The sequence below is a fragment of the Bradyrhizobium brasilense genome (genome assembly GCF_029714345.1).
Lineage (GTDB): Bacteria > Pseudomonadota > Alphaproteobacteria > Rhizobiales > Xanthobacteraceae > Bradyrhizobium > Bradyrhizobium australafricanum.
This window is the reverse complement of the sequence record NZ_CP121669.1, coordinates 3,585,322-3,611,700: the sequence shown is the minus strand read 5'-3', so window position 1 is coordinate 3,611,700 and position 26,379 is coordinate 3,585,322. Positions and strand designations below refer to the sequence as shown.

At 64.8% G+C, this 26,379-nt stretch carries 21 protein-coding genes and 1 riboswitch; of the genes, 15 read left to right on the top strand and 6 right to left on the bottom strand.

Annotation, left to right across the window (positions count from 1 at the left end):
• Positions 1-11 precede the first annotated feature (11 nt).
• Positions 12-554, bottom strand: a complete 543-nt coding sequence (locus tag QA635_RS16765) for an OsmC family protein (RefSeq protein ID WP_038385944.1) — start codon at positions 552-554, stop codon at positions 12-14.
• Positions 555-807: 253 nt separating this feature from the next.
• On the opposite strand from QA635_RS16765, the gene QA635_RS16760 reads away from it, so the two are divergent.
• Positions 808-1,473: a TetR/AcrR family transcriptional regulator gene (locus QA635_RS16760; protein ID WP_283071682.1), complete on the top strand. Its 666-nt coding sequence runs from the start codon at positions 808-810 to the stop codon at positions 1,471-1,473.
• 158 nt (positions 1,474-1,631) lie between these two features.
• Positions 1,632-2,849, top strand: coding sequence for a GGDEF domain-containing protein (locus QA635_RS16755; RefSeq protein ID WP_283070425.1), 1,218 nt, complete (start codon positions 1,632-1,634; stop codon positions 2,847-2,849).
• A gap of 24 nt (positions 2,850-2,873) precedes the next feature.
• Here QA635_RS16755 and QA635_RS16750 read toward each other — a convergent pair whose 3' ends face one another.
• Positions 2,874-3,602: an SDR family oxidoreductase gene (locus tag QA635_RS16750; RefSeq protein WP_283070423.1), complete on the bottom strand. Its 729-nt coding sequence runs from the start codon at positions 3,600-3,602 to the stop codon at positions 2,874-2,876.
• 101 nt (positions 3,603-3,703) lie between these two features.
• Complete coding sequence (locus QA635_RS16745) at positions 3,704-4,594, bottom strand: LysR family transcriptional regulator (RefSeq protein WP_283070422.1); 891 nt, start codon at positions 4,592-4,594, stop codon at positions 3,704-3,706.
• 86 nt (positions 4,595-4,680) lie between these two features.
• Between QA635_RS16745 and QA635_RS16740 the strand changes: the two genes are divergently transcribed.
• The 7 genes from QA635_RS16740 to QA635_RS16710 all read left to right on the top strand — a co-directional run bounded on the left by QA635_RS16740 (position 4,681) and on the right by QA635_RS16710 (position 11,944).
• Positions 4,681-5,142: a PACE efflux transporter gene (locus QA635_RS16740; RefSeq protein WP_283070421.1), complete on the top strand. Its 462-nt coding sequence runs from the start codon at positions 4,681-4,683 to the stop codon at positions 5,140-5,142.
• A 234-nt stretch (positions 5,143-5,376) separates the two neighbouring features.
• Positions 5,377-6,615 (top strand): ABC transporter substrate-binding protein, encoded by a 1,239-nt coding sequence (locus tag QA635_RS16735; RefSeq protein ID WP_028339865.1) that lies wholly within the window; start codon positions 5,377-5,379, stop codon positions 6,613-6,615.
• A gap of 279 nt (positions 6,616-6,894) precedes the next feature.
• Positions 6,895-8,340, top strand: coding sequence for a PAS domain-containing protein (locus QA635_RS16730; protein ID WP_283070419.1), 1,446 nt, complete (start codon positions 6,895-6,897; stop codon positions 8,338-8,340).
• Between the two features lie 567 nt (positions 8,341-8,907).
• Positions 8,908-9,465, top strand: a complete 558-nt coding sequence (locus QA635_RS16725; protein ID WP_225164221.1) for a hypothetical protein — start codon at positions 8,908-8,910, stop codon at positions 9,463-9,465.
• A 353-nt stretch (positions 9,466-9,818) separates the two neighbouring features.
• Positions 9,819-10,511 carry a glutathione S-transferase C-terminal domain-containing protein gene (locus tag QA635_RS16720; RefSeq protein WP_283070418.1) on the top strand — a complete coding sequence of 231 codons (693 nt, stop codon included), beginning with the start codon at positions 9,819-9,821 and terminating at the stop codon, positions 10,509-10,511.
• Positions 10,512-10,695: 184 nt separating this feature from the next.
• Positions 10,696-10,935: a hypothetical protein gene (locus tag QA635_RS16715; protein ID WP_283070417.1), complete on the top strand. Its 240-nt coding sequence runs from the start codon at positions 10,696-10,698 to the stop codon at positions 10,933-10,935.
• A 163-nt stretch (positions 10,936-11,098) separates the two neighbouring features.
• Positions 11,099-11,944, top strand: coding sequence for a class I SAM-dependent methyltransferase (locus QA635_RS16710; protein ID WP_283070415.1), 846 nt, complete (start codon positions 11,099-11,101; stop codon positions 11,942-11,944).
• Between the two features lie 246 nt (positions 11,945-12,190).
• Here QA635_RS16710 and QA635_RS16705 read toward each other — a convergent pair whose 3' ends face one another.
• On the bottom strand, positions 12,191-13,390 hold the full coding sequence (locus QA635_RS16705; protein ID WP_283070413.1) for a TrmJ/YjtD family RNA methyltransferase: 1,200 nt from the start codon (positions 13,388-13,390) through the stop codon (positions 12,191-12,193).
• Between the two features lie 334 nt (positions 13,391-13,724).
• On the opposite strand from QA635_RS16705, the gene QA635_RS16700 reads away from it, so the two are divergent.
• From QA635_RS16700 to QA635_RS16690, 3 genes are all read left to right on the top strand, one after another.
• Positions 13,725-15,452 carry an alpha/beta hydrolase family protein gene (locus QA635_RS16700; protein WP_283070411.1) on the top strand — a complete coding sequence of 576 codons (1,728 nt, stop codon included), beginning with the start codon at positions 13,725-13,727 and terminating at the stop codon, positions 15,450-15,452.
• A gap of 227 nt (positions 15,453-15,679) precedes the next feature.
• Positions 15,680-16,894 (top strand): NADP-dependent isocitrate dehydrogenase, encoded by a 1,215-nt coding sequence (locus QA635_RS16695; RefSeq protein ID WP_283070409.1) that lies wholly within the window; start codon positions 15,680-15,682, stop codon positions 16,892-16,894.
• A gap of 30 nt (positions 16,895-16,924) precedes the next feature.
• Complete coding sequence (locus QA635_RS16690) at positions 16,925-17,431, top strand: DUF3455 domain-containing protein (RefSeq protein WP_283070407.1); 507 nt, start codon at positions 16,925-16,927, stop codon at positions 17,429-17,431.
• Between the two features lie 92 nt (positions 17,432-17,523).
• On the opposite strand, the gene QA635_RS16685 is transcribed toward QA635_RS16690, so the two are convergent.
• Positions 17,524-18,774, bottom strand: a complete 1,251-nt coding sequence (locus QA635_RS16685) for a cyclic nucleotide-gated ion channel (RefSeq protein ID WP_283071681.1) — start codon at positions 18,772-18,774, stop codon at positions 17,524-17,526.
• Positions 18,775-18,785: 11 nt separating this feature from the next.
• The gene (gene alaS / locus QA635_RS16680) at positions 18,786-21,473 is read right to left on the bottom strand and encodes an alanine--tRNA ligase (RefSeq protein WP_283070405.1); all 2,688 of its coding nucleotides are present in this window, start codon (positions 21,471-21,473) and stop codon (positions 18,786-18,788) included.
• Between the two features lie 202 nt (positions 21,474-21,675).
• Positions 21,676-21,764: riboswitch (glycine riboswitch) on the top strand.
• A 141-nt stretch (positions 21,765-21,905) separates the two neighbouring features.
• On the opposite strand from alaS, the gene gcvT reads away from it, so the two are divergent.
• The 3 genes from gcvT to gcvP are packed head-to-tail and all read left to right on the top strand — an operon-like array spanning position 21,906 to position 26,334.
• Positions 21,906-23,051, top strand: a complete 1,146-nt coding sequence (gcvT, locus tag QA635_RS16675; protein ID WP_283070403.1) for a glycine cleavage system aminomethyltransferase GcvT — start codon at positions 21,906-21,908, stop codon at positions 23,049-23,051.
• A gap of 20 nt (positions 23,052-23,071) precedes the next feature.
• A complete protein-coding gene (gene gcvH / locus QA635_RS16670; RefSeq protein WP_225164341.1) occupies positions 23,072-23,437 on the top strand; it encodes a glycine cleavage system protein GcvH in 366 nt (121 codons plus the stop codon).
• Positions 23,438-23,460: 23 nt separating this feature from the next.
• Positions 23,461-26,334 carry an aminomethyl-transferring glycine dehydrogenase gene (gene gcvP, locus QA635_RS16665; RefSeq protein WP_283070401.1) on the top strand — a complete coding sequence of 958 codons (2,874 nt, stop codon included), beginning with the start codon at positions 23,461-23,463 and terminating at the stop codon, positions 26,332-26,334.
• The last annotated feature ends 45 nt before the right edge of the window (positions 26,335-26,379 follow it).

The window sequence follows — 26,379 nt, the reverse complement described above, 5'->3', positions numbered from 1 at the left end:
CGGTCGGGCGTTTACGCGCTGACCTCGAGATTGACGGGACGGGTGAAGGTGTTGGCGACCGGCGACCACTTCTTCACATGCGCGACGAGCGCGTCGATCTCGGCCTGCGAGACGCCCTCGCACTCCATGTCGACCTTGACGCGGACGTCGGTGAAGCCGACCGGCTTTTCGCTGACGTCGCCGGTGCCCCACACCGCGGTGATGTTGAGATCGCCCTCGAGCTCGAGCTCGAGCTTGTTGACGATCCAGCCGCGATGCACGGCGTTGGCGTGCAGGCCGACCGCGAGGCAAGAGCCGAGCGCGGCGAGCGAGGCCTCGGAAGGATTGGGCGCGGTGTCGTCGCCGAGCAGGCCCGGCGGCTCGTCGACGATGTAGGGCGCGAGGTTACGGATGTAGTTGGCGTGGCGGAACTTGCCCTCGGCCACCGTCTTGCACTTCAAGGTCTTGATCACCTTCGGGTTGGCCTTGCCATTGGCAATCAGCTGCTCGAGCCCGCCTCTGTCGATCGGCGCGAGGCAGCCGGTCAGTGCGGTTTTCTGGGCGACAGCGGTCATCAGTTTTCTCCCTGGGAGCGATGGAATTTCAGGATACCGAACGGTCTGTTTCCTGCACGAAGCGTGCCAATCCCGCGGCAAATCAAAAGGCGAAATCCCGCAGGCGCTTAAGCGGGGCTGCCTGCGGATTGATCAGTGCCGGCCTGCTCAATCGCCAAGCAAATGCCGCACGACCGCGATGATTTTCAGCGCATCGATGCGGCCGTGAAGATGCGACTTGATGATTCTGCCGCGCTCCGATTTACTGCCGCGCATGGCCAAATCGCTTGCGAAGAAAAAACCTGCCGCTGCGTTCACCGCCGGCGATGATGAATCGGCGCGCGGGCGCCTGCTGAACGCCGCAACCCATCTGTTCTGCAAGAACGGCATCAACGCCACCGGCATCGATGCGATCATCGACGAGGCCGGAACCGCGAAGACCACGCTCTACAAACTGTTCGGCTCGAAGACCAACCTCGTGCATGCGGTGCTGGAGAGCGAAGGCCGGCAGTGGCGCGAATGGTTCATCGGCGCGATCGAGGCCGGCGGCGGCGATCCGCAGACCAAGCTGTCGCGGATCTTCCCTGCCCTGAAGACCTGGTTCGCCGAGGAGCGCTTCTACGGCTGCCCCTTCATCAACGCGGTCGCCGAGCACGACAAGGACGCCAAGCAGTTCCGCAACATCGCGCTGAAGCACAAAAAGGTGGTGCTGGCGCATATCGAGAAGCTCGCCGGCGAGATGGGCGCGGCCGAGCCGGCCGTGCTCGCGCACCAGCTCGCGCTTCTGATCGACGGCGCCATCGTCGCGGCCATGGTGTCGTGCGATCCGACTGTCGCCGACACCGCGGGCCTTGCCGCCAGCAATCTGTTCGCGCCGGCCAAGGCGAAGAAGCCGAAGCGCGCCGGCGGCGCGGCCGAACAACAGCTCCTCGCGGTGTAACGCAACGGCCACATCGCGACCTCCGGCGTCGGTATTTCTGCGACGCGATCGCCTCCGAGTTTACCTGCCGTCAATCACGCCGCGCGATCGGGGCCGGCCTTAAACGCCTGTTAGGTCCGGCCGGGTCAGTTGCGCGGTGAAAGTACGAGGCAAGAACAATGCAGTCCGAAAAAGGACGATACAGCCAGCCGCGCTGGGGCGTGACGCGCTGGCTCGCCGACCCGGGACCAGGCGTACCTGATGACATCCGCGCGGCGCTGATCGGGGATCTCTACGGCTCGTTGCCGGTGTTCGCGGCCGGTGCGGTCAATACGGTTGCTGTCGCGGCCGTGATTGCGATCCGCGAGCCGACCGCGCCGTTCATCACCTGGGTCATCCTCGAACTCGTCATCTGCCTCTCGCGACTGGCGGTGCTGGTGTCTGCGCATCGCGCGGCACGCGAGCGGCGGCCGACGCCAACCGATCTGCACCTCGTCCTTGCGGTCGCCTGGAGCGCCAGCGTCGGCTTCGGCATCTTGATCAGCCTCGCAAGCGGCGACTGGGTGGTTGCGCTGCTGGCTTCGCTATCGGCGGCGGCGATGGTCGGCGGCATCTGCTTCCGCAATTTCAGCGCCCCGCGCCTTGCCGGCACCATGATCCTGCTCAGCCTCGGCCCGATCGTTCCGGGCGCGGCCCTTGCCGGCGAGCCGCTGCTCTTCATCGTCGTCATGCAGGTGCCGCTGTATCTCACGGCGATGACGGTGGCGGCCTTCCGCCTCAACAAGATGCTGATCGCCACCATGCGCGCCGAGCGCGAGAACGGCCATCTGGCCCATCACGACACCCTGACCGGCCTGCGCAATCGCGCCGGCTTCGTCGCCGCGCTGAACGCGAAGCTCGCGGCCCCGGCTGGAGATAGCGGGCCGTTCGCGCTGTTGTTCCTCGACCTCGACAATTTCAAGCCGGTCAACGACACCTATGGCCATGCGGCCGGCGACCAGGTGCTGATGCTGGCCGCCGAGCGGCTGCGGCGCGCCCTGCCCGAGACCGCGGTGATCGCGCGGCTCGGCGGCGATGAATTCGTCGTGCTGGCGGACGGCGTCACCGCCGAGCAGGCACTCGCCGTCGGTCATCGCATCATCCAGACCGTCACGATGCCCTACCGGCTCGCCGACGGCATCTTCGCAAAGGTCGGCGTCAGTGTCGGTGTCGCTGTTTCGCCCGAGCACGGTACCGAGGCCGAGGAGCTCCTGGCCGTTGCCGATGCCGCGCTCTATGAGGCCAAATCCGACGGCAAGGCGCAGTGCCGCCTGGCGTCCGTCGCCACCAATGTCGCGGCGCTGCGCCGGCTGACGAAGAAGGACCCCGCGCCGGCCCTCGATCGCGGCGCCGCCTGAGGCGACGTCCGGCAGAAATGCGCCCTACAGATCGAAGTTCGTCGGCAGCATCACGACGTCGCGGATGGTCATGCCGCGCGGCCTGGTCAGCATGAACATCACGACCTCGGCGACCTCGCTCGCTTCCAGCAGGCTGCCCGCCGCCTTGGCCTCCTCCAGCTTCTCCGCCGGCCAGTCCGCCAGCAGCGCGCTGATCACGGGCCCGGGCGAGATCGAGCCGACACGGATGCCGTGCTTGAACACCTGGCGCCGCACCGTCTGCACGAAGCAGTTGACCGCCCATTTCGACGACGCATAGACCGGCTCCCACGGCGTCGGGAAATGCGCGGCGAGCGAACTCGTCACGATGATGTCGCCGGTGCCGCGCGCGATCATGTGCGGCAGCACATCGTGCACGTTCTTCATCACGACGTTGACGTTGAGGTTCAGCATCCGGTCGATCGCAATCGTATCGGCATCGACGAGGTCGCCGCCGACATAGATGCCGGCATTGGCGTGCAGGATGTCGAGCTGGCCGGTGTTCTCGAGCACCTTGGGCAGCAAGGTCGCACACTCCGCGGGATCGAGCAGGTCGATGACCAGCGGGACCACCGCATCGCCGTGCTGGCGGGCGAGCGCTTGCAGCGCGGCGGCATCGCGGTCGACCATCACCACGCGCGCGCCGGCGGCCAGCATCGCCGCGCTGCTCGCCAGTCCAATCCCCGACGCCGCCCCGGTCACGGCGGCGACCTTACCTTCCAATTGCTTCGCCATCGTCTCCACCCTGTCAGGTCCGTGCAGCACCTATCGCAACACATCATGGTCGCGATGTCAGCTCACCATGCGATGAGCAACTCCACGCTTGTCTGATCCCGTCACATGCGCAGCATGGGCGGCCGCGTAGCGAAACGGCGGCGCAGCCATTTTGCCGCCGGCCCGGCCGGCCGCTGTTTGTGCCAGACCACTTCGAGCGCGACGGGATGCGCGCCCTCGTCGAATTCCAGTTCGGGAACCGCAAGCTCATCGGCAACCTGCGAGCTCGCCATGATGTGCGCCGGAATCAGCGCCCAGCCGACGCCCTGCTTGAGGATCTGCAGGATCACCCAATGGCTCTCGACCCACCACACCTCGGCTGCGACACGCAATCGATGCCGCTCGGTGCCTTCGTTGCGCACCGTGACCATGATCTGGCGATGCCGCTTCAGCTCCTCCCAATCCACCCGGCCATGCGCCAGCGGATGGTTCTTGCCGCAAACCAGCTGCAGCGGCACCCAGCCGATGGTCTTGAAGCCAAGCTCTGGCGGCAGATGCTCCTGCCGCCACATCACGCCGACATCGGCCTTGCCGTCGAGCACGAGACGGCTGACGTCCTCCATGATCGGAAACAGCAGCTCCAGTTCGACATGGGGAAAACGCCCGGCGAATTCCGCGAACAGCTCGCCTACCGCGCTCTCCGGATAGAGCTCGTCGATCGCCACCACCAGGCGCTTCTCGACATGGGCCTCGAAACTGCTGGCGACACCGATCAGGTGCTCGCGGCGATCGAGGATCAGTTTTGCTTCCGGCAACAGCCGCGCCCCTGCCTCGGTCAGCACCGGATTGCGGCCGGCGCGGTCGAACAGCGCGATGCCGAGATCGGCCTCCAGATTGGCGACATGCGTGCTGACCGCTGATTGCGCCTTCTTCAAAAGCCGCGCCGCGCCGGAGAACGAGCCCTGCTCGGCCGCCGCCACGAAGGATTCGAGCTGGTCCATGGAAACGGACATCTATCTCTTTTCCAGATAATACCTAACTTTGTTATGACACAATATCAGATAGAAACCCGGTCGCAACGACAAGAAAGGGTCTCAAAATGTCTATGCGTTCCTTCTCCGACCGGGTCAGGCACGCAGTCCTGTTCGAACTGATCGGTATCGCCATCTTCACGCCGGCGGCCGCCTGGCTGTTCAATCAGCCGGTCGCCCATATGGGCGTCATCGGAATCGTCTCGGCGACGGTAGCGACGGTCTGGAACTTGCTGTTCAATCTCGGCTTCGACCACGCGCTGGTCCGCGTCACCGGCCGTATCGCCAAGACGATGCCGATCCGCGTCGCGCACGCGATGCTGTTCGAGGCCGGCCTGATCGTGCTGCTGATCCCGTTCGTCGCCTGGTATCTCGGCGTCTCGCTGTGGGCGGCGCTGATGATGGATATCTCCATCGTCGCGTTCTATCTGGTCTACGCGTTCGCCTTTAACATCGGCTACGATCGCGTGTTTCCGGTGCGCGAGCTCGATGCGCACGATCGCGCGGCGAACCGGGCTCTGGCGGCCTGATCGATCTCGGCGTCGGCGCGGCGGATCATGTGATCTGCCGCGCCGCTCCGGACCCTGACACCGCGCGAATATTTCCGGCGATAGCGACTGCACACAAGTTCTGCCGCGCCTCACTCATAGACTGGTTTGATCCGGCTGAAGCACTACGGAATGCTTCAAGCCGACATGCCCGTCAGAGGCTGCCAACCGGCCAACAATGCCAAAACGGCCAACAACAAGAAACGGAGGACGACAATGCCAAGGAACCGTTCATCCCGGCTCACACGCCGTGATCTCATCAAAGGCACTGCTGCCACGTCGGCCACGCTGCTGCTCGGCACGCCCGCCATTGCCAAGGGCAAGGCGGAGGGCAAGACCGAAATCGTCATCGGCAATATCGACGCCTATTCGGGACCGGCTGCGGTCTATTCGTCGATCGGTCGCACGCCCGGCGGCTATTTCAAGATGATCAACGAGCAAGGCGGCATCAACGGCCGCATGATCAAGTACATCACCTATGACGACGCCTACAGCCCGGCCAAGACCGTCGAGCAGGCGCGCAAGCTCGTCGAAGGCGACGAGATCGATGTGCTGTTCGCGCCGCTTGGCGCGCCGACCAACGCGGCGATCATGAAGTACATGAACCAGAAGAAGGTCCCGCACCTCTTCATCGCCTCGGGCGCGACCAAGTTCGGCGATTACAAGAATTTCCCCTACACCATGGGGTTCCAGCCCTGCTACCAGATCGAGGGCCGCGCCTTCGCGCAGCATGTGCTGTCGACACAGAACGACCCCAAGATCGGCATCGTCTACCAGAACGACGATTTCGGCCGCGACGTGTTGAAGGGTTTCAAGGACGGACTCGGCGCCAGGACGTCCGCAATCGTGGCGGAGCTGTCCTATGAGACCGCCGATCCGACCATCGACAGCCAGGTGGTCCGCTGCAAATCCGCCGGCGCCAACGTGTTCATGAGCATGACCACGCCGAAATTCGCCGCCCAAGGCATCAAGAAGATCGCCGAGCTCGGCTGGCAGCCGGCGCACTACATCGGCAACAACGCCTCCTCCGCGGGCTCGACGCTGAAGGCCGCGGGCTTCGACGTCTCCAAGGGGATCATTTCGAGCGCTTATCTGAAGGATCCCGTCGACGCCGCCTGGGACAACGATCCCGCCATCCAGAAATGGCGGGCCTTCCTCGACAAATACGATCCGGCGGCGGCCAAGAACGACATCTACGCGGTCACCGGCTATCTCACCAGCCAGATCCTGGTCCAGGTGCTCAAGCAGTGCGGCGACGACGTGTCGTCCGAAAGCATCATCAAGCAGGCCGCCAACCTAAAGGATTTCGAATCCGACATGCTGCTGCCGGGCATCCGGATCAACACCTCGCCATCGGACTATTATCCGCTCGAGCAGTTGCAACTGGTGCGCTTCAGCGGCGAGCGCTACGAGCCGATGGGACCGGTGATCGACGGCGGGATCTCGAAGGCCTGACCGTCCGAAGCGTGCACCGCTGGCGTCGGCTTCCGATGGCAAAGCGGAAGCCGCCCGGCTTGGGCGTCATCGGCGGCTCATGACCCGAACCGGATATTGCCCGAATAACCATTGTTAGCTCATTTGCCTCAACTGGCTCAGTTGACTAAGGGAGTGGCAGGAGAACGCGGCTCTTGTCTCCGGTCGCAAAGTCCTGTTTGCTTCAATGCAATGAGCACCACTCGCGAGACGAGTCCCAGCGGCAAATGTCAAACTGACTTCCTGCCGGGCGGGAGCGAATTGAGTGCGCTCATTCGCGCGCTCGATTGGTCCACGACCAGTTTGGGACCCATTGACGGATGGCCTGCGCATCTCAAGAGCGCGGTCAGCCTCATGCTGCCTGCCAACGCACAAATCGTGCTGTTCTGGGGCGCGGACTTCGTGGCCCTCTACAACGACGCCTACGCACCGACCATCGGTGAGAAGCATCCAAGGGCACTCGGGCGGCCCGCGCGAGAGAATTGGGCGGAGCTTTGGGACGATCTTGAACCTCTGCTAAGGCGCGTCCTCGACACTGGTGAGACCGTCTTCGCCAAGGATCGTCCGTTCTACATCGAGCGGCACGGCTATCCGGAGAACGTCTATTTCGACATCTCCTATTCCCCGGTTCGAAACGAGGCGGGCGACATAGGCGGCGTCCTCTGCATCGTGAACGAGACAACTGAACGCGTTGTGGCGCAGCGAGAACTGGCCAGAGCGGAGAAACGGCTTAGCCAGGCGCTAAGTGCCGCCGGAATGATAGGCACGTTCGACTGGCATGTGCCGACGGACACGTTCTATTCGGATGCGTATTTCGCGCAAATGTTCTCAGTCGATCCCGCCAAGGGCGAGAAAGGCGCACCGTTGTCGGAATATGTCGCGGGCATCCATCCGGAGGACGTGGAGCGGACTACTGCGGCCGTGAATCTCGCGGTCGCCACCGGAGAAAAGTACATCCAGGAATACCGGCTGCTCCACAAAGACGGAACCATCCGCTGGGTCGAGGCGCGTGGCGAGTGCCTGAGAGACGAGAGCGGCGAGCTTACCAACTTTGTCGGTGTCGTGGTGGACATCACCACTCAGAAGGAAGCGCAAGAGCATCAACGGTTGCTTGCGCGAGAGGCGAACCACCGGGTGAAAAACCTGTTCGCGATCTTCCACGGCATCATCAGCCTTAGCGCTCGATCAGCTCGAACGCCGCAGGAAATGGCTCATTCGCTTCGCGGTCGGCTGGATGCCCTCATGCGGGCCAAGGACCTTATACGTCCGGGGATCATGGGTACGGAAGCGCATAGCGAACGGACGACGGTGGACGAGGTCGCGCGAACCGTCATGCAACCCTATGACGACGGCTCGCGCGACCGCATCATGATCGGCGGCCCCGATGTGCCTGTAGGCGTGATGGCCGTAACGAGCTTCGCCCTTGCGCTGCACGAAATCGCGACGAATGCAGCCAAATACGGGGCACTCTCGGAGCCGAGCGGGGCAATCCGTATCAAATGGGAGACGCAAGGCGGCGACTTGCATTTTGAGTGGAATGAGACGGGCGGTCCCATGATTGTTGCCCCGCCGCAAGCCGCCGGCTTTGGCAGCGTACTCACGGAGCGCAGTATTGCTGGTCAACTCGGGGGCAAGATCGAATACGACTGGCGGCAGAACGGCCTCAAGATAAGGATCAAGGCTCCCTTGGATCGCCTTGGGGTTTGAGGACATAAGAGGACGATAGGATTTTTCCTTCCCCTTCGATTTGAACTCCGCCTTCGCGTGCTTGCACTGGGCCGCACCGCCCGACCATCTCCCTTTCGCGCGGTAGGTCAGCGCTGCTGCACAATGATTTCGTCGCCATTCGCTGCACCAACATTGATGTAAATCAATGCGTAGCGACTGGCCAGCGTATGCCTTGCACGTGGGGCGGAGCCTGAGGAGGATTTGATGATCTCTCGGCGAACCGCACTGTCTTCGCTCGGAATGGCGACCGCGTTTGGCCTCCTGGCGCTTTCTGTGATGGTGACCTCCGACGCGGCAGCCCAAACCGCCGGCATGGTACGACGTCAAGATCGGCGAGAAGGCCGGCGTGATCGTCGGGATGACCGACGCGATGCACGTCAAGACCGACGTGACGCCCGCCGGGGCACTCCCACGACGACGGGGAGTACCGCTGGCACAACCGGCGCAGCCACGAAGTAACTCATTGCGGGCTTCGTGATCGAAGTAGCGCTTCGATGAGAATCGACGACGGACAACCCATCGTATCTACAGCAACGGAGAGAATCGATGAAGTTGGCATTGAAAACTGCAATTGTAACCACGACCTTCACTTGTGCGACACTGCTCTCGCTCAGTTGGTCTGAACAGCGCGGCGTTTCGCTAGCAATCGACAGCGCCGAGGCGCGGATCGGTCGGCCGTTGACTCCCCTGAGCGGTGCCGGGGTCGCCCGTCGACAATATCGTCGGGCCGCGTACGGCTACGGTGCCGGTGTGGCGGGTGCTGGCCTGGCGGCCGGCGCGATAGGAGCAGCCGCGGTAGCTGCCACTTCACCTTATAGCTACTATGGTGGTGGCCCCTATGTCGGCACGGGCTACTATGGCGGCTATCCCGGAGAATACTATGGCGGGTATGCCAACCGCAGCTATGTAACGGGAAGGCCAACGCTGGTCCCGCGTTACTACGGCGGCTATAACGCAGGCAATTACGGTTCTTACGCCGCTGTCGGCTATCCCGGCAGCTACTATGGCTCGTATGGTGGTTATCCTGGTGGCTATGCCAACCGCAGCTACGTCACCGGAAGGCCGACGCTGATCCCACGCCACTACGGTGGCTGGGGCTGGTGAGCCCAAGCTTTGCGCTTGTTCGGAAGTGCGCCGTTTCAAGCGCTTGCGCTTCGCACAATAGCCAAGGGCATATCACGCCCCGCGCAGTAAACACGACGTATTACTTGAACAAAGCGAGAGGAGGTGCCGCCATGACGGTGCGCCTCCTCTCTGTCGTCGCTGTATTGGCCGGACAAGGGAAGTGATGCCGCGCCGGATGAAGCCGCTTCCGGCCGTTAGCTGATGTCGCCAGCAAGGCGCGCCAAGTCCGCTGTAGTCTTTGTACCGGTTCATCCCGAGGCGGTTTACTTGCCCGCGTATCCAACTGGCGGATTCTGATGTAGCCTTCGTCCACCTCGAACGTGGCGAGCCATATGCTCACGCTCTATTCCTATCCGCCGTTGTTCGGCGTGGCCGACAACAATGGCTATGGCCTGAAGGTATTCGCTTTTCTGAAGCTCGCCGGCGTGCCGTTCCGGCACGAGCACATCTTCGATGCGTCGAAGGCGCCGCGCCAGCAATTGCCCTATGTCGTCGACGGCCGTGACACTGTCGGCGACAGCGAGACCATCCTCGCCTATGTCACCGGAAAATATGGCGTGACGCTGGATGCCGCGCTGACGCCGGCGCAGCGCACGACCAATCTCCTCGTCACGCGGACGCTCGACGATCTCTACTGGGTGATGTCCTATTCGCGCTGGCAGGACGCGCGCTATTGGCCCCAATTCCGCGATGCGCTCAAGCGCGAGCATCCGGCCCTCACCGACGACGGCTTGATGAAGGCCAAGGAGTTCAACGCGCAGCGCTATTATTACCAGGGCATCGGCCGCTTCGAGCCCGACGCCGCGATGGCCCGCGGCATCGCCGATCTCGCCGCGCTGGCGAGCCTGATCCCGAGCCAAGGCTATGTGCATGGCGACAGGCCGACGACCATCGACGCCGGCATCTATGGCTTCGTGGCCAACATCTACTTCTACGACATCGAGACACCGTTGAAGCAATTCGTGGTCTCGCACGATGCCCTGGTACAACATTGCCGCGCCATCCACGCGGCAGTGAGTACGTGAGCTGGGGTCAACTCAACTTTTAACTCGCAATAGTGACGTTCGCGGCGGTGAGCGAACAGGTCGTTGCTCCGTCCACGGCCCAGGTGGGTGGGTATATCTGCGCTGGCGTGTCGCAGCCGGCCTCTCGCCAATAGATCGATTTCAGGGATAGTATCTCGTCCCTGGGCTAGCTGCAGAGCCGGTCATGGCTTCAAAACTGTCTATGGGCATTTTCGCGTCAGTCCTCGTTGGAGCGGCAGTGCTTTTGATTGCAGGTCCGCCGCCTGCATGGGGCCTGCTGTTGCTCGGCACCTTCGCACTGGCGGCACTCTACATCGTCGCGAGAATGAGGTCGCGCTACGATCCGCTCGATCCACGCTTCGGTAGCTGCATCCCTCCGATGTCCAGGCCGAAAGGCAGCGGCGGCAATGACTCCACCACCTGAGCGCCGTCCAGCATCGATCAGATGCGGATCGTGCGAAGACGTCCTGATAGCCTGAAGCCGACATGGGAAGCGCGTCGGCTGCAGTTCGCATTCCATTTGGAATTTCTTGCAGTTTGTTTCAGCCGACACACCGTCGAATTTTCAGCACCAGGAGATTGATCAAATGCAGACGCCCACGCCAAACCCCCGAGGAGCAGAGTTCTGGAACAGCACCATGGGGCACTCATGGGTTTCGCAGCAAGCCGTGATCAGCGACGTCTTCACGTCGGTCACCAGCGTCAGCCTGGGTGCTGCGGCGGCAAAGCCGGGTGAGCGTGTCATCGATATCGGATGCGGCACCGGTGACACGCTGTTGGCGTTCGCCAAGGTCGTTGGTCCGTCAGGTGCTGTGGTGGGCGTCGATATCTCGGTCCCGATGCTGGATCTGGCCAGGCATCGTGTTGCCGAGGCGGGACTTGGCAACGTGACCTGTGCACAGGCCGACGCAACGATCTACGGCTTCGAACCGCGCTGGGCGGATCTGGTGTATTCGCGTTTTGGCCTGATGTTCTTCGATGACCCGGTCAGGGCCTTCACCAACATCCGTAGCGGCATGAAAGCGGGCGGGCGGCTGGTGTTCGTCTGTTTTCGCACCATGCCGGAGTCGCCGTGGTTTCGCGTGCCGATCGAGGCGGCCCGACCGCACGTGCCGCCACAGCCGCCGCTCGATCCATTGGCGCCCGGGATGTTTTCGTTCGCGCGCGAGGATCGCGTTCGCGGCATCCTGCACGAGGCCGGGTTTCACGAGATTGCGCTCAAGGCCACCGACGTGCCGATCCATGGCGGCGACATCGCGCAAAGCATGGCCTTCATCACGCAGGCCGGCCCGCTGCCTGCGCTGCTCGAGAATGCCACGGACGATCAACGTCATCGCGCCATGGAAGCGGTACGCAACGCGCTCGCCGCAAGCCTCGGAGCTGATGGCCGCGACCTGCATGTGGGCCTGTGGCTTGTGTCGGCACTAGCCTAGCGAGATGCTGCCTTCGGGATTGCGACGGCAGAAATCGTGCCACCTGCGGCGCACCAACACAGTGTCGTCCTGGCGAAAGCCAGGACCCATTACCCCAAATCTCGATTGTTGCGCGACGCCGCGGCCACGATCCCTTTCACAATCCAATGCGGTGGTTATGGGTCCTGGCCTTCGCCAGGACGACGTGTGGAAAGAGACGCTTACTCCAATCCCGTTCTTGCTCCGCGGACAGAGCAATTGCGTAAGCTACCGCTCCTGCCGCAGCCCCGCCTCCAGCCGCGCGAGCTCGGCGTCGAGGTCGCGCTCGACATCGGCCACCTGCATGTCGACCACCCGATAGTCGCGCGCTTCGAGCCAGACTCTGCGCTTGGCGCGGTCGGCTCCGATGGCCTCGCTCTCGTTCGGGTTGACCAGCTCGATCGCGAGCCGGTGCACGAAGGAGACGAAGTCGGGGATGTGGCGGCCGACCGGGGTCTGGCGCTTGAACTGTCCGGCGAAGCGGCGGTCCCGCGTCAGCGCCTGCCACAGGATCCGTTCGGCGTCGGTCGGGTTGCGGCGGAGCAGCCGGGCGAGGCCGCGCACCGTGCTGCTGCTGTCGGCGGTCGCGCCGCTCTGCCCCTGCTCGGCGAGCAGCGCCCGCAAGCGCGTCGCCTGGGCGCCGTCGAGCACCCCGCCCTTGGCCGGGCCCTTGCGGCCCTCGGCGATCGCCATCACCACGCCGTGCAGCGTGTGCATGTCCTGCTTGGTCGGATCCATCCGGGTGAAGATGTTGCGCAGGTTCACCAGCATGGTGTCGCGCTTCTCCGCCGGCCGCAGGAACTCGACCTTGTCGAGCTCGGCGACGAGGTTGTCGAAGAACGCCTGCATCTGGTGCTGGGAGGCCGGCTCGGACCGCTCGGGCATCGCGAACGGCAGCGCGCCCGCGGTTGACAGCTTGAACCACTCGTAGCCCATCAACAGCACCGCCTGCGCCAGATTGAGCGAGGCGAAGCCCGGGTTCACCGGGAAGGTGATGATGCGGTTGGCGAGCGCGACCTCCTCATTGGTCAGGCCGGCGCGCTCGCGCCCGAACAGGATGCCGGCGCCGCCGCCGGATGCGACATGACCGACGATCTCACCCGCCGCGCCCTCCGGCCCGACCACCGGCTTGGCCTGGTCGTGGGCCCGGGCGGTGGTCGCGAACACCAGCGTGAGATCGGCGATCGCCTGCTCGACGGTGTCGAACAGCTCGACGGAACCGATGATGTGGTCGGCGCCGGCGGCCGCGCGCTGGGCGGCAATGTTCGGCCAGCCGTCGCGCGGGTTGACGATGCGCATCCTCGACAGCGCGAAGTTGCCCATCGCGCGCGCGGCCATGCCGATGTTCTCGCCAAGCTGCGGCTCGACCAGGATGACGACGGGACCGGCAAGATCGTGCCCTGCCTTGGTCTTGTCGGTGCCGGACATCTCACTTCACTTTCTGATTCAACGTCTGAAGATTTTGAATCAGCTTCCGAGAGGGCTGATTCAAAATCTCATGCAGGGGTCCAAGACCGCACCGACCAGCTTTGCACCGGTTTTGCGCGGGACCATTTTCTCCAAGGAGATAACAGGGTTAGCGGCGTTTGCGAATCCTCAATCGGAGTCCCAATCGCACGAAGCGAAGGCTGCCGCTTGCGCGCACTTGGCCTTCGGATAGGCTATCAACCACAACCAAAGCGAAGCTGTAAAGGCACGCTTGTGACGCCGGTTTCAACGGCGAAACACTTGGGTCGAAGTCGAAGCACTTGGGGGGACGAGGATGCGGGGCAGGTGGACGCTGGCGATTTTGGGCCTGATCTTGATCGTGGCGGGAGGCCTGCTCGCCCACTTCACGCAGACCGCCAGCGGCATCCGGATCGAGGATGTCCGCTTCAAGGGCGCCAAGGGCAATACCATGAGCGCCCTGCTCTACATCCCACCGAATGCCACGCCGCAGATCCCGGCGCCCGGCATCCTCGCCGTCCACGGCTATATCAATTCACGCGAGACCCAGGACGGCTTCGCCATCGAGTTCGCCCGCCGCGGCTATGTCGTGCTGGCGCTCGACCAGACCGGCCACGGCTACAGCGACCCGCCCTCCTTCGCCAACGGTTTTGGCGGACCTGACGGCCTTACCTATCTCCGCAGCCTCCAATTCGTCGACAAGGAGAATATCGGGCTCGAGGGCCACTCGATGGGCGGCTGGACCGTGCTGGCGGCTGCCGCAGCTCAGCCCAACGACTACAAATCGATGGTGCTGGAAGGCTCGTCCACCGGCAAGCCGTTCGCCGCCGAGGGCACCGCGAACTGGCCGCGCAACACCGCGCTGGTGTTCGCGCAGTACGAGGAATTTCCCGACCTGATGTGGGGTGTCCCGCTCGCGCGCGACGTCACCAAGAGCCCGAAACTCTGGGCGCTGTTCGGCACCCAAGGCGCGGTCGAGCCGGGCAAGGTCTATGGCGATCCGGCCAACGGCACCGCGCGGGTGCTGTACACGCCGGCGATGACCCATCCGGCCGAGCACATCTCGCATGAGGCGATCGGCTACAGCCTCGACTGGTTCGCCAAGACGCTGAAGGGCGGCACGCCGCGTCCGGTCGACGACCAGATCTGGTTCCGCAAGGAGATCGGCACGCTGGTCGCGCTGATCGGCTTTATCGTCCTGGTGATCGGCACGTTCGACGGCTTGCTGGAGGCACCGATGTTCTCCCGCCTGCGGCTGCCGGCGGTTGCCGACGGCACCATGCCGCCGCATCAGGCCGCGAGCGGCCGGCGCTGGACCACGGCGTTCATCCTGTCCGCCTTCATTCCGGCGCTGACCTATTACCCGGCCTTTGCACTGGGCGGCACTTTCGTCACCCCGAGCGCGTTCCTGCCGCAGGGCATCACCAACCAGATCCTGGTCTGGGCCGTCATCAACGGCCTGATCACGCTCGCCCTGATGCGGTTCGCCCCGAAGCGGGCCAGCCGGACCGGCCTCGTCGGTCAATCCGTCGTGATCGCGCTGGCTTCGGTCGCGGTCGGCTATGCCGCGCTGTGGCTTGCCGACCTCGCCTTCAAGATCGACTTCCGCTTCTGGATCGTCGCACTCAAGTTGATGAGCGCGAAGCAATTCCTCATCTTCCTGATCTATCTGATTCCGTTCACGGCGTTTTTCGTCGTGGCGCTGCACGTGCTGCACCGGAATTTCTCGACCATGGATGCGCCGCGCGGGGCGCTGTACCTGACCAACATCCTGGCGCTGACGTTCGGTTTCATCGTGTTGCTGGTGCTGCAATACGGCACGCTGTGGCTGACGGGGAAGCTGTTCAACCCGGTCCCGGACCCCGGTTTCGTGCCGCTCTCGACCATCGTCGCGATCCAGTTCGTGCCCCTGCTCGCGATCGTCGCCGTGATCGCGACGTTCACCTGGCGGCGGACCGGATCGAGCCTGCTGGGCGCCCTGATCGCGGGCCTGTTCGTGACCTGGTACATCGTGGCCGGGACCGCGACGCAGGCGGCGTTCTAGAGGGTTTTCAAGCGAAGTGGGCACCGGTTCGCGTGAAGAAAACCCGTCAAAAAACAAGGCCGGGAGCCGCCATTCTGGTCCGTCCAGAATGGCGGTTCTCGGTGAAAAGATGGGCTGAAAGTGCATAACCCCTCCGCTTCCGCCCGCCCCCGGGCGGTGCTATAGCGCAGGCATCTTTTCCACCCCCGCCGTCAAAAGCGCGCCGTTCCCAAGAGGGCCTCCCCGTCATGGCAAAAATCAAGGTATCCAACCCCGTCGTCGAGCTCGATGGCGACGAGATGACCCGGATCATCTGGCAGTACATCAAGGACAAGCTGATCAACCCATTCCTGGATGTCGAACTGCTCTATTTCGATCTGGGCATGGAATACCGCGATGAGACCAACGACCAGGTGACCATCGACGCCGCCGAAGCCATCAAGAAGGTCGGCGTCGGCGTCAAATGCGCCACCATCACCCCCGACGAGGCCCGGGTGAAGGAGTTCGGCCTGAAGCAGATGTGGAAGTCGCCGAACGGCACCATCCGCAACATCCTCGGCGGCTGCATCTTCCGCGAGCCGATCATCTGCAAGAACGTGCCGCGCCTGGTTCCCGGCTGGACCAAGCCGATCATCATCGGCCGCCATGCCTATGGCGACCAGTACCGCGCCACCGACATCAAGTTCCCCGGCAAGGGCACGCTGTCGCTGAAGTTCGTCGGCGAGGACGGCACCGTGATCGAGAAGGAAGTGTTCAAGGCGCCCGGCGCCGGCGTCGCGATGGAGATGTACAATCTCGACGATTCCATCACCGATTTCGCGCGCGCCTCGTTCAATTACGGCCTGATGCGCAACTACCCGGTCTATCTGTCGACCAAGAACACGATTCTGAAGGTCTATGACGGCCGCTTCAAGGACATCTTCCAGGAGGTGTTCGACCGCGAGTTCAAGAAGGAATTCGACGCCAAGGGCCTGACCTACGAGCACCGCCTGATCGACGACATGGTGGCCTCGGCGCTGAAATGGTCCGGCGGCTATGTCTGGGCCTGCAAGAACTATGACGGCGACGTGCAGTCCGACACCGTGGCCCAGGGCTACGGCTCGCTCGGCCTGATGACCTCGGTGCTGCTCACCCCGGACGGCAAGACCGTGGAAGCCGAGGCCGCCCACGGCACCGTGACCCGCCACTACCGCGAGCACCAGAAGGGCAAGGAGACCTCGACCAACTCGATCGCGTCGATCTTCGCCTGGACCCGTGGCCTCGCCCATCGCGCCAAGCTCGACAACAACGAGGCGCTGGCCAAGTTCGCCACCACCCTGGAGAAGGTCTGCGTCGCGACCGTCGAAGAGGGCTACATGACCAAGGACCTCGCGCTCCTGGTCGGCGCCGACCAGCGCTGGCTCTCGACCACCGGATTCCTCGACAAGGTATCCGACAACCTCGTGAAGGCGATCGCGGCCTGAGGCCGTCATCCTGGGAAGACAGGTGCGAGCATGACCGTGGCCCTTGTCAGAGCCGTCGTGCTCGCATCGTTCTCGCTCACCACGTCGGCGGCATTCGCTGCCGATCCCCTGCCCGACGCCGTCGCGGCGCCTGGCGAGTCCAAGATCCTCACCGTCCATGCCGAGGGCGTGCAGGTCTATGAGTGCAAGCCGGTCACCGACGGCAAGCTCGCCTGGTCGTTCCGCGAACCGATCGCCACCCTGATCGCCGACGGCCGCACGGTCGGCCGGCATTATGCGGGTCCGAACTGGGAGCATGTCGACGGCAGCGTCGTGACCGCCCGCACCGCCGGCAGCACACCCGGCGCCACCGCCGCCGATATTCCCTGGCTGAAGCTCGAGGTGATCGCCCATCGCGGCAACGGCCTGCTCTCCGGCGTCGCAACCGTGCAGCGGATCAACACCTCGGGCGGCGAGCTCAGCGGCGCTTGCGACAAATCAGGCGCGCTGAAGGGAGCGGCCTACTCGGCGGATTACGTGTTCCTGCGACGGGACTGAGCGTTTTCGAGCGAAGTGGATACCGGTTCGCGTGAAGAAAACGCGCCAAACGAAGAATCGAGGCCTCGTTCCGATTCAATCGGAATGAGGTTCTAGTCGCGGATGCCGCCGTCGGTTTCGCGCGGCGCCTGGGCGATCTCTGCGGCGGCAAGGTCGCCGCCGGCCGCGATCGGGTCGGCAAGCCGCGCCTCGGCGGTCTCCCGGACATGCGCGGCGAGCGCCGGCATGCGCTCGATCAGGGCATGGAAGTCCTGCGCATCGAGCACCAGGAGCTTGGTCTTGCGCGCCGCCGTCACCGTGCCGGAGCGGCTGGTCCGCCGCAGCAGCGCGATCTCGCCGAAGAACGCGCCGTCGGAAAGCCGCACAAGCTGGCTCGGCAGGTCGATCTCGACCTCGCCCGCGGTGATGAAATACATCGATGACGCCGCATCGCCGCGCCGCACCAGCACCTCGCCGGCCTCGATGGTCTGCGACCGCAGCAAGCGCATGATGTCGGAGATATCGGCAGCGTTGAGATGTGAGAACAGCGGCACCCGCGCCAGCATGCCCCAGGTCACGACGAAGTCGCGGCGCCGGACCTCGTCGGCGAACGCGGTCGAGATGATCGCGACCGGCAGCGCGATCATCGCGAAGCCGACCACGATCGCGACCACCGTGACGGTCCGGCCGAGCGGCGTAATCGGGACGACGTCGCCGTAACCGACGGTGCCGAGCGTCACGATCGCCCACCACATCGCCTGCGGCATGGTGCCGAACTTGTCCGGCTGCACCCTGTGCTCGATGGCATAGAGCAGCGAGGCGAACAACAGCACGGCGCCGGTCAGGATCACCACGCAGCCGAACAGCGTGCGCCGCTCGGCATGCAGCGCCGCCAGCAGCGAGCGCATCGCAGTCGAGTAGCGCACCAGCTTGAGGAACGGCAGCATGCCGAACAGCACCAGCGCGGTCTTGTCGCCGATCGCAAGCGCGACGGCCGATGGCAGGAAGGCCAGCAGGTCGATCACGCCGAGCGCCGAGAAGGCGTATTCCAGCCGCGCCCGCGCCGGCGTCATGTCGCGCAGCGAGTGGCCGACCACGCTCCAGAGCCGCGCGGCATATTCCAGCGCGAAGGCGATGACCGCCGCGATCTCGATGGTCGTCAGCAGCCAGCCGAACTGCGCGTCGATCTCGGGCACGGAGGCCAGGATCGCCGCCAGCACATCGACGGCGATGATGGCGACGATGACCCGGGCAAAGCGCAAGCCGCCCGAATGCGGCAGATCATCGCGTTCGAGCAGATCGTAGAGACGGTCGCGCAGCCCGGGATCGCCGATCGTGGGCTTGAGCGGAGCCGTCGCCACGATCAGCCTCTCCGTCAGGCGCCGGCCGATGCCTGTTGAGTCATGGCCTGTTCGATCGCCGACAGTGCGGCGTCGGCCTTGGCGCCGTCAGGCCCGCCGGCCTGCGCCATGTCGGGCCGGCCGCCGCCGCCCTTGCCGCCGAGCACCTCGGAGCCCTTGCGCACGAGCTCGACCGCGTTGAACCGCGCGGTCAGATCGGCGGTGACGCCGACCACGATGCCGGCCTTGCCGTCCTCGGTGACGCCAACGATCGCGACCACGCCCGAGCCGATCTGCTTCTTGCCGTCGTCGACGAGACTCTTGAGATCCTTGGTCTCGACGCCCTCGACCGCGCGCGCCAGCAGCTTGACATTGCCGACCTCGCGAACCGCTGAGGCGGCGCCGTTCGACGCACCGCCGCCGCCCATCGCGAGCTTCTTGCGGGCGTCGGACAAATCGCGCTCGAGCTTCTTGCGCTCTTCCATCAGAGCTGTGATGCGCGCCGGCACGTCGTCGATCGTGGTGCGCAGCTCCAGCGCCGCGGTCTTGGCCAGCGCGATGGTGTCGTTGGCGTGCTTGCGCGCATGATGCCCGGTCAGCGCCTCGATGCGGCGCACGCCGGACGCCACCGCGCCCTCGCTGGTCACGGAAATCATGCCGATGTCACCGGTGCGGCGGACATGGGTGCCGCCGCAGAGCTCGACCGACCAGCCAAGCGCGTTCTGGCCGTGATCGCGGGCGCCCTTGCCCATCGACACGACGCGAACCTCGTCGCCGTATTTCTCGCCGAACAGCGCGCGGGCGCCGGCCTCGCGGGCATCGTCGACGCCCATGACCCGGGTCGTGACCTCGTCATTCTCCAGCACGACATCGTTGGCGATGTCCTCGATCCGGGCGAGCTCTTCCGGCGTGATCTGCTTCGGATGCACGAAGTCGAAGCGCAGCCGGTCCGGCGTGACCAGCGAGCCGCGCTGCGCGATGTGATCGCCGAGCACCTGGCGCAGCGCCTCGTGCAACAGATGCGTCGCCGAATGGTTGGCGCGGATCGACGAGCGCCTGGTGTGATCGACCTCGAGCTGCAATGCGGTGCCGTTACCGAGCGTGCCCTGCTCCACCGTGCCGAGATGCACGAACAGATCGCCGGCCTTCTTCTGCGTGTCGGTGACGCGGAACTTGACGCCCTCGCCGGTCAGCACGCCGGTGTCGCCGACCTGGCCGCCGGACTCGCCGTAGAACGGGGTCTGGTTCAGCACGATCGCGCCGCTCTCGCCGGCCTTCAGGCTCTCGACCTCGGCGCCGTCCTTGATCAGCGCCGTCACCGCGCCTTCCGCGCTCTCGGTTTCGTAGCCGAGGAATTCGGTCGCGCCGAGCTTCTCGCGCAGCGGGAACCAGATCGCCTCGCTCGCCGCCTCGCCCGAACCTGCCCAGGAGGCACGCGCCTTCACGCGCTGCCGCTCCATCGCGTCGGTGAACGACGCCTGGTCGACGCTGATGCCGCGCGACTTCAGCGCGTCCTGCGTCAGATCGAGCGGGAACCCATAGGTGTCGTACAGCGTGAACGCGGTGTCGCCGTCGAACATGTCGCCCTTCTTGAGGCCGGCGCTCTTCTCGTCGAGGATCGACAGGCCGCGCGCCAGCGTCTTGCGGAAGCGCGTCTCCTCCAGCCGCAGCGTCTCCTCGATCAGCTTCTCCGCACGGACCAGATCCGGATAGGCCTGGCCCATCTCGCGGACCAGCGCCCAGACCAGGCGATGCATCAGCGGCTCGCTCGCGCCCAAGAGCTGTGCATGGCGCATCGCGCGGCGCATGATCCGGCGCAGCACGTAGCCGCGGCCTTCGTTCGACGGCAGCACGCCGTCGGTGATCAGGAACGCGGACGAGCGCAGATGGTCCGCGATCACCCGATACGACCCAACGTTCTGCTCGTTCGGACCGTGCCCGAGGGTAGACGCGGCGGCATCGATCAGATTGCGGAACAGATCGGTCTCGAACACGCTCTCGACGCCCTGCAGGATGCAGGCCATGCGCTCGAGCCCCATGCCGGTGTCGATCGAGGGACGCGGCAGCGCTACGCGCTCCTCCTTCGTCACCTGCTCGTACTGCATGAACACCAGGTTCCAGAATTCGAGGAAGCGATCGCCATCCTCCTCCGGGCTGCCCGGAGGTCCGCCCCAAATGTGCTCGCCGCGGTCGATGAAGATTTCGGAGCACGGACCGCACGGGCCGGTATCGCCCATCGCCCAGAAATTGTCCGAGGTCGGGATGCGGATGATGCGGTCGTCCGAGAAGCCCGCGATCTTTTTCCAGTAGCCGGCCGCCTCGTCGTCGGTGTGGTAGACGGTGACCAGCAGCTTGTCCTTCTTCAGCCCGAAATCCTTGGTGATCAGATTCCAGGCGAGCTCGATCGCGCGCTCCTTGAAGTAATCGCCGAACGAGAAGTTGCCGAGCATCTCGAAGAAGGTGAGATGGCGCGCGGTGTAGCCGACATTGTCGAGGTCGTTATGCTTGCCGCCGGCGCGCACGCACTTCTGCGACGTCGTGGCGCGCTGGTAGCCGCGCTTCTCGACGCCGGTGAAGACGTTCTTGAACTGCACCATGCCGGCATTGGTGAACATCAAGGTCGGGTCGTTGCGCGGAACCAGCGGCGACGAGGCCACGATCTCGTGCCCGTTCTCCTTGAAGAAGTTCAGAAATGTCGACCTGATGTCGTTGACGCTGCTCATGTTCATCCAATCGGAAAAAGGGGCCGGCCAGCCGCAAAAAGGCGTCATTTTCCGGCCGAACGCTTTTAGACATTGCCAGCTGCGGTGTCCAGAAACTGTGCAGGCGGATCATGGGCTTGCCGCGGCAGCACAAAGCCCATTGGATAGTTGCTGCAGCTGCGTTGACAGTCTTGGTGGCGCCGTGTTTTCTACCTACCTATACCTAGTCACGTCGGGAGAGACCGGCCTTACCGCCGGCGCCGAAGGAGCAACCGCCCCGGAAACTCTCAGGCAAAAGGACCGCGTGACGTCTGACATCTGGAAAGAGACGCTGGGGTTCGCCCCGATGCGTCCGCCGACGGGATAATACTCTCAGGCACAGCGACAGATGGGGCTTTCTGCAGGTTTCTCAAGGGGAAATAGGTCCCCGGCGGGAACCGCGAGGGCCCTGTGATGCTTGCGCGCGAAACCTCCCCGCTGAAACAGACCCCGCTGCACGCGCTGCATCTCGCGCGCGGCGCCAAGATGGTGCCGTTCGCCGGCTATGACATGCCGGTGCAATACGCGGCCGGCGTGCTGAAGGAGCACCTGCACACCCGCAAGGAAGCCGGCCTGTTCGATGTGTCGCACATGGGCCAACTCGTACTGAAGGCCAAATCCGGCAAGGTCGCCGACGCCGCGCTCGCACTGGAAAAACTGGTGCCGCAGGACATCGTCGGCATCGCGCCGGGACGGCAGCGCTACGCGCAATTCACCAACAATGACGGCGGCCTGCTCGACGACCTGATGGTGGCGAATTTCGGCGATCACCTGTTCCTCGTGGTCAACGCCGCTTGCAAGGCCGAGGACGAGGCGCATCTGCGCGCGAGTCTCTCCGACGCCTGCGAGATCGTCTCGCTGGCCGACCGCGCGCTGATCGCGCTGCAGGGCCCGAAAGCCGAATCGGCGCTGGCGAAACTTTGTGCAGATGTCGGTTCGACGAAATTCATGGACGCCGGTCCGCGCCGCGTCGGCGACGTCGACTGCTTCGTCTCGCGCTCCGGCTATACCGGCGAGGACGGCTTTGAGATTTCCGTGCCCGCAGACAAGGTGGAAGCCCTGGTCACCGCGCTGCTCGACAATCCCGACGTGTTGCCGATCGGGCTCGGCGCGCGCGACAGCCTGCGGCTCGAAGCCGGGCTCTGCCTCTATGGCCATGACATCGACACCACGACGACGCCGGTCGAAGGCGCGCTGGAATGGTCGGTGCAGAAGGTTCGCCGCAGCGGCGGCGCCCGCGCCGCCGGCTTCCCGGGCGCCGACAAGATTCTCGCGCAGTTCGCAGATGGCGCTGCGCGCCGGCGGGTCGGCCTGAAGCCCGACGGCCGCGCCCCGGTGCGCGAAGGCGCCGCGCTGTTCGCCGATGCCGGCTCGACCGAGCAGATCGGCAAGGTGACCTCGGGCGGCTTCGGCCCGAGCCTCAATGCGCCGGTCGCGATGGGCTATCTGCCTACCGCCCTTTCCGCCGTCGGCACCACCGTTTTCGCCGAAGTGCGCGGCCAGCGGCTCCCGCTGAAGGTCTCCGCCACGCCCTTCGTCCCCAATACCTACAAACGCTAAACGCCAAAGGACCGATCCCCATGACGACGCTGTACACGTCCGACCACGAATGGCTCCGCATCGAGGGCGACGTCGCCACGATCGGCATCACCGACTATGCGCAGTCGCAGCTCGGCGACGTCGTGTTCGTCGAACTGCCCAAGATCGGCCGCAGCCTGAAGAAGGCCGAGGCCGCCGCTGTCGTCGAATCCGTCAAGGCCGCTTCCGACGTCTACGCGCCGATCTCCGGCGAGGTGGTCGAGGTCAACGACGCGCTCGCCGCCGAGCCCGCGCTGGTCAATTCCGACGCCGGCGGCAAGGCCTGGTTCTTCAAGCTGAAGATTGCCGACAAGGGCGAGCTCGGCGGCCTGATGGACGAGGCCGCCTACGCCGCGCACACCGCCTAAAGGATCACCCCGAGGATCACGTCATGAACGCGCCCTTCAAGCCGATCAACGAAGCCGCCACCGATTTCGTCCGCCGCCACATCGGACCGTCGCCGCGCGACGTCAACGCGATGCTGGAGACGGTCGGCGCCACGAGCCTGCAGGCGCTGATGAATGAGACGCTGCCGGCGTCGATCCGGCAGAAGGCGCCGCTCGATCTCGGCCGGGCGCTGAGCGAGACCGAGGCGCTCGCGCATATGAGCGAGCTCGCCGCGCAGAACCAGGTGTTCACTTCGCTGATCGGCCAGGGCTATTCGGGCACCATCCTGCCCGCGGTGATCCAGCGCAACATTCTGGAGAACCCGGCCTGGTACACCGCCTATACGCCGTACCAGCCGGAGATCAGCCAGGGCCGGCTCGAGGCGCTGTTCAACTTCCAGACCATGATCTGCGATCTCACCGGGCTCGACGTCGCCAACGCCTCGCTGCTCGACGAGGCGACCGCCGCGGCGGAAGCGATGGCGCTCGCCGAGCGCCACTCGCAGGTCAAGGCGAAGGTGTTCTTCGTCGACAAGGAGGTGCATCCGCAGACGCTGGCGGTGATGCGCACGCGCGCCGCGCCGCTGGGCTGGGCGCTGGTGGTCGGCGATCCCCTGACCGAGCTCGACAACGCCGACGTGCTCGGCGCGCTGCTGCAATATCCGGGAACGTCGGGCGCGGTTCGCGACCTCAAGCCTGCCATCGCGTCGCTGCGCGCCAAGGGCGCGCTGGCGATCGTCGCGGCGGACCTGCTGTCGCTGACGCTGCTCGCCTCGCCCGGCGAGCTCGGCGCCGACATCGCGATCGGTTCGGCGCAGCGGTTCGGCGTGCCGATGGGGTATGGCGGACCGCACGCCGCCTATATGGCGGTGCGCGACACGCTGAAGCGCTCGCTGCCCGGCCGCATCGTCGGCCTTTCCGTGGATTCGCGTGGGCAGCCCGCCTATCGCCTCGCGCTGCAGACCCGCGAGCAGCATATCCGCCGCGAGAAGGCGACCTCGAACATCTGCACCGCGCAGGTGCTGCTCGCCGTGATCGCCTCGATGTATGCGGTCTATCACGGTCCCGAGGGCCTGACCCATATCGCACGCAGCGTGCATCGTCGCGCCACCGTGCTCGCGGCCGGCCTGCGCAAGCTCGGCTTTGCGCCGACCAGCGAAGCGTTCTTCGATACCGTGACCGTCGAGGCAGGTAGCAAGCAGATCGAGCTCGTCACCCGCGCGCAGGCCGAGCGGATCAATCTGCGGATCGGCGCGACCACGCTCGGCATCGCGCTCGACGAGACCTCGACGCCGGAGACGGTCGAGGCGGTGTGGCGCGTGTTCGGCGGCAAGCTCAGCTATGCCGAGATCGAGGCCGGCGCGCACGAGGCGCTGCCGAAGGAGCTGCGGCGCACCAGCGCCTTCCTCAGCCATCCGGTGTTCAACACGCATCGTTCCGAGACCGAGCTGCTGCGCTACATGCGCAAGCTCAGCGATCGTGACCTCGCGCTCGACCGCGCGATGATCCCGCTCGGCTCCTGCACGATGAAGCTCAACGCCACCACCGAGATGATCCCGCTGACCTGGCCGGCGTTCGGCAATCTGCATCCGTTCGCGCCCTCAGATCAGGCCAAGGGCTATCACGCGCTATTCAAGCGGCTGGAGCAATGGCTGTGCGACATCACCGGCTATGACGCGGTCTCGCTGCAGCCGAACTCCGGCGCGCAGGGCGAATATGCCGGACTGCTGGCGATCCGCGGCTATCACCTCGCGCGCGGCGAGCCGCACCGCAAGGTGTGCCTGATCCCCTCCTCCGCGCACGGCACCAATCCGGCCTCGGCCGCGATGGTCGGCATGGAGGTCGTGGTGGTGGCGTGCGATGCGCGCGGCGACGTCGACGTCAATGATCTCCGCGTCAAGGCCGAGAAGCACTCCGCCAACCTTGCCGCGGTCATGATCACCTATCCGTCGACCCACGGCGTGTTCGAGGAGCATATCCGCGAGATCTGCGACATCGTGCATGCGCATGGCGGCCAGGTCTATCTCGACGGCGCCAACATGAACGCGCAGGTCGGGCTGTCGCGGCCCGGCGACTACGGCGCCGATGTCAGCCATCTCAATTTGCACAAGACCTTCTGCATTCCGCATGGCGGCGGCGGCCCCGGCATGGGCCCGATCGGCGTGAAGGCGCATCTTGCGCCTTATCTGCCGGGCCATCCCGCAACCGACGGAGCGACGGCGCATGCGATCGGCCCGGTGTCGGCCGCGCCGTTCGGCTCGGCGTCGATCCTGACCATCTCCTACATCTACATCCTGATGATGGGCGGCGAAGGCCTGACGCGGGCGACCGAGATCGCGATCCTCAATGCCAACTACATCGCCGCACGGCTGCAGCCGCACTTCCCGGTGCTGTACCGCAACGAGCGCGGCCGCGTTGCGCATGAGTGCATCGTCGATCCGCGGCCGCTGAAGACGACCAGCGGCGTCACCGTCGACGACATCGCAAAACGCTTGATCGACTACGGCTTCCACGCGCCGACCATGAGCTTCCCGGTGGCGGGCACGCTGATGATCGAACCGACGGAATCGGAATCGAAGTTCGAGATCGACCGCTTCTGCGACGCCATGATCGCGATCCGCGACGAAATCGCGGAGATCGAGAAGGGCCGCTGGAAGGTCGAGGCCTCGCCGCTGCGCCACGCGCCGCATACCGTGCACGACATCGCCGACGATGCCTGGAACCGGGCCTACACCCGCGCCGAGGGCTGCTTCCCGGCCGGCGTGTCGCGTTCCGACAAATACTGGAGCCCGGTCGGGCGCGTCGACAACGTCTATGGCGACCGCAATCTGGTGTGCTCATGCCCGCCGGTCGAGGATTACGCGCAGGCGGCGGAGTAAGCGCCCTTCTCGTAGCCATTGTTGTAGGATGGGTAGAGCGATCGT

Bases quoted from the DNA above. Each gene is read 5' to 3' on its own strand.
- QA635_RS16765 (WP_038385944.1), bottom strand. From the start codon at position 554: ATGACCGCTGTCGCCCAGAAAACCGCACTGACCGGCTGCCTCGCGCCG.
- QA635_RS16760 (WP_283071682.1), top strand. From the start codon at position 808: ATGGCCAAATCGCTTGCGAAGAAAAAACCTGCCGCTGCGTTCACCGCC.
- QA635_RS16755 (WP_283070425.1), top strand. From the start codon at position 1,632: ATGCAGTCCGAAAAAGGACGATACAGCCAGCCGCGCTGGGGCGTGACG.
- QA635_RS16750 (WP_283070423.1), bottom strand. From the start codon at position 3,602: ATGGCGAAGCAATTGGAAGGTAAGGTCGCCGCCGTGACCGGGGCGGCG.
- QA635_RS16745 (WP_283070422.1), bottom strand. From the start codon at position 4,594: ATGTCCGTTTCCATGGACCAGCTCGAATCCTTCGTGGCGGCGGCCGAG.
- QA635_RS16740 (WP_283070421.1), top strand. From the start codon at position 4,681: ATGTCTATGCGTTCCTTCTCCGACCGGGTCAGGCACGCAGTCCTGTTC.
- QA635_RS16735 (WP_028339865.1), top strand. From the start codon at position 5,377: ATGCCAAGGAACCGTTCATCCCGGCTCACACGCCGTGATCTCATCAAA.
- QA635_RS16725 (WP_225164221.1), top strand. From the start codon at position 8,908: ATGAAGTTGGCATTGAAAACTGCAATTGTAACCACGACCTTCACTTGT.
- QA635_RS16720 (WP_283070418.1), top strand. From the start codon at position 9,819: ATGCTCACGCTCTATTCCTATCCGCCGTTGTTCGGCGTGGCCGACAAC.
- QA635_RS16715 (WP_283070417.1), top strand. From the start codon at position 10,696: ATGGCTTCAAAACTGTCTATGGGCATTTTCGCGTCAGTCCTCGTTGGA.
- QA635_RS16710 (WP_283070415.1), top strand. From the start codon at position 11,099: ATGCAGACGCCCACGCCAAACCCCCGAGGAGCAGAGTTCTGGAACAGC.
- QA635_RS16705 (WP_283070413.1), bottom strand. From the start codon at position 13,390: ATGTCCGGCACCGACAAGACCAAGGCAGGGCACGATCTTGCCGGTCCC.
- QA635_RS16700 (WP_283070411.1), top strand. From the start codon at position 13,725: ATGCGGGGCAGGTGGACGCTGGCGATTTTGGGCCTGATCTTGATCGTG.
- QA635_RS16695 (WP_283070409.1), top strand. From the start codon at position 15,680: ATGGCAAAAATCAAGGTATCCAACCCCGTCGTCGAGCTCGATGGCGAC.
- QA635_RS16690 (WP_283070407.1), top strand. From the start codon at position 16,925: ATGACCGTGGCCCTTGTCAGAGCCGTCGTGCTCGCATCGTTCTCGCTC.
- alaS (WP_283070405.1), bottom strand. From the start codon at position 21,473: ATGAGCAGCGTCAACGACATCAGGTCGACATTTCTGAACTTCTTCAAG.
- gcvT (WP_283070403.1), top strand. From the start codon at position 21,906: ATGCTTGCGCGCGAAACCTCCCCGCTGAAACAGACCCCGCTGCACGCG.
- gcvH (WP_225164341.1), top strand. From the start codon at position 23,072: ATGACGACGCTGTACACGTCCGACCACGAATGGCTCCGCATCGAGGGC.
- gcvP (WP_283070401.1), top strand. From the start codon at position 23,461: ATGAACGCGCCCTTCAAGCCGATCAACGAAGCCGCCACCGATTTCGTC.